The following is a 2,915-nucleotide window of genomic DNA, read 5'->3' as shown; positions in this document are numbered from 1 at the left end:
GTTATCGCCGCCATCGTCCAGAGAAATACGGCAATAGAGGGCTGTGATTTTCTGATTGACTTGTTTTTTCCTGCTCATAGTAATCTCCTTCTATGAACAGGGACACGATATACATATTATACCATGCCCCTGTTTTTCCTTCAACCAATTCCCTCAGCTTGCCTTGCGTTCCAGCCATTCTTCAAAGTGTTCGCAGGTTTGCCGTTCAATGAGCTGTTCAAAGGCTTCCTGCATGGTTTTATCACCTGAAAACTCCCGTATCACGATAAACTTCACTTTTTTGCTCAGCTTGTTTTCTTGCTTTTGGGTTTTCTCCATAGGCTACCTCCATAGAGCAGAAAGGCCAGGCAAAGGGAGCCTGCAACGAAGTCCGGCAACAGACCTCGAAAAACCTGCAACCTATCGTCTGACCATCGTTTCTTACTTTTCAAATTTTCTTGTGAAATCTCGTTGCTTTCGTTGTCAGAGAACAAATACCTGCCAAAAAGTCTTGCTTTACGGGTATTTATCGTATCTACACCCCCACTTTTGCGGCAACAAAGTCAGCAACCAGCCGACAACCTACTGGGCAACAAGCCCCGTAAATCAGGCAATCCACTCCTTTGGCAGCTCCAGTTGACGGACTTCTTCCTCGCTCAGCTCTACAAATCCACCTTCGTTGTCGGGCGGTTCGTTGTCGGAAATCTCCCGTTCCCAGCCCCGCTGCCGACCATAGCCCGCAAACATTCGGGGATTGGAGAAGGGCTTCCAGCCCGTCACCACTGTGTTCATGATCTCGTTGATGTTGTGCAGCTGCCAACGCTTCGGCTCCTCAAAGGCGTGTCCCAACGCTTCCTTGAACAGCTGTTTGGAGCAGACCACATTGCCGGTGTAGTGTTCCAGGAAGCCCTGAATCTGCCCAGCCTCGGTGTCCTCCGGCATGAAGTCTTTCTGAACCTCCACCAGCTGTCTCTGAATCTCCTTTGAAAACTTCATGGAATACTCTCCGCTGCGGTAAATGGTCATAGCCTCCGCCCATACCTGCAACAGATATTCCCTGGAAGCGGCTTCGTCCTCCAGAATGTGAACCTCCGCTTTCTCTGGGTAAATCATCACTGGCAGAAACCGCCGGTTTCCGGCCCGGTCAAGGGGTAAAAAGTCCAGCGTGTTGGAGGAACCACCGAACACGCACTGCCGCAGCCGGTCTTTGGGCTGGGTCTCATAGGGGGTGCGATAGGTTTCCTTTTGGCGGCTGATAAAGGAGCGGATCTCCTCGATACTCTTGGCGTTGCTGGTGGCCAGCATCTCTGACATCTCGATGATCCAGTGGCCTTGCAGCTTGGCAAACACCTTGTCATCATCCAGCTTTTTCAGGTCGTCAGAGAACCACTCATCCTGTATAGCCAGGAAGCGAAAGAAGGTAGACTTTCCGGCTCCCTGGCCGCCCACCAGACAGAGCAGCTCCTCATATTTGGAACCTGGATGAAACACCCGGCGGATGGCTCCCAGCAGGAAGTGTTTGAGCATTTCTTCCACATAGTTGCTCTCGTCTGTCCCCAGAAAATGATGCAGGCAAGAGCGTATCCGGGGCTTGCCATCCCACACCAAACTGTTCAGCACATCCTGAATGGGATGATAGCAGTTTTCATTTGCCACGATGGAGAGAGCTGCTATCAGCTTCTTTTCACTGGTCAGGCCATACTTCTGCTCAAAGTAAAGGAGCAGATATTTGACATCGGTATCAGTCAAGGCGCTGGTGTTTCTACGCCAGCCCAGATCCCGCACAATATCAACACGGTCGGTCAGCAGATTCAGCCGGATTGCGCCCCGCAAAAGCGGATCTTGGCAAAACACCGTGCGGCAATTTCCAATGGTGTTAGCCGGTTGTCCTTTTTCCGTCGTGGAAAGGCTTTCCCGCACTTCATCAACGGTCAATTCTTCACTTTCGGCCTGCCGAGTGGCAGGCACTAAACTCTGAGTTTCGCTGTTCAATGTTTCTCACCTCCTCAAGGAAAAGGCACCTGATTTGTTCGCAAAATCAGATGCCTTAAAGCTCCATATCCTGTTTTTTCTGCTGCTTTTTCCGGTTGGATTCTCTCTGTGTGCTATCCTGCTTGGCTCTTTTCAGGAAAGCAAGAATGGATTCCTTGGCCTTTTCCTGAATCTGCTGTTTGCCAGACTGCTTGACCTCCGGCTGCATCAGCTTCTTCTGGATTTTTGTCAGCGCAGACTGCATGGCGTTTTTGATTTTTGAGATGACCCCATCCAACCGGGCGGCGGCATACTCACGCTCTTTTGGCGGCGCTTTCCGTTCCGGCGAGAGTACCCAGTTTTTCGTTTCCTCCACCAGTCGGAGATCCTCCTTATGGGTTTCCAGCCGGACAGTATCGGTGACAACCTCCACCGCCTTGTCATAGGCAATATCCGAAACCTCCTCCACCAGCGTTTCCACATCCTCAATTTTCAGGGTCAGCTCCTCCAGCCGCTGTTCCTGAGCGGCAAGCAGCTCCTTTTGCTTCATCAGAATGTAGTCCTGCTTTTCCAGATATGCCCGCCCGCCATAGGACGGCTCCTGCTCCAGATGCACCCCATGCTTGCGGCTGATGTCAAAAAGCATTGTCCGGCACACTGCATCAAAAGTCTGTTTTCGGTTGTTGTGTTTGCCCTTGGGCTTACTCGGATCAGGCAACTCAAAGCCCAGTTCTTCCAGCGCCTTTTCCTGCTGGGGGCACAACTCCCCATACCGGTTTTTGCAGTCAAACACATGGCGCTCATGGATATGGGGTGTGCCCTCATCCAGATGCAGCGCCCAGTCCAGAATGTGGATATGGGAACCAAAGCGCCGTTCAAACTCCTCGTAAAATTCGCTGACAATGAGTGCCAGAGTACCCGGTGGAACGGATTCTTCCATGGTGCCAATCTGGTAGATACTTTCC

The 2,915-nt window shown here is 51.5% G+C and carries 3 protein-coding genes; all 3 read right to left on the bottom strand.

Annotated features, from left to right (window positions below; genetic code table 11):
• Positions 1-153 precede the first annotated feature (153 nt).
• On the bottom strand, positions 154-318 hold the full coding sequence (locus tag ACTNBK_RS16850) for a hypothetical protein (RefSeq protein ID WP_172749727.1): 165 nt from the start codon (positions 316-318) through the stop codon (positions 154-156).
• A gap of 267 nt (positions 319-585) precedes the next feature.
• The gene (locus ACTNBK_RS16845) at positions 586-1,947 is read right to left on the bottom strand and encodes a VapE domain-containing protein (protein WP_441147824.1); all 1,362 of its coding nucleotides are present in this window, start codon (positions 1,945-1,947) and stop codon (positions 586-588) included.
• 79 nt (positions 1,948-2,026) lie between these two features.
• A partial coding sequence (locus ACTNBK_RS16840) for a hypothetical protein (protein ID WP_441147822.1) occupies positions 2,027-2,915 on the bottom strand: 889 nt, incomplete at its 5' end.

It is taken from the genome of Intestinimonas sp. HCP28S3_D6 (genome assembly GCF_052065695.1).
Classification (GTDB): Bacteria; Bacillota; Clostridia; order Oscillospirales; family Oscillospiraceae; genus Intestinimonas.
The sequence above is the reverse complement of the archived record's forward strand: the minus strand, read 5'-3'. Positions and strand labels throughout refer to the sequence as shown.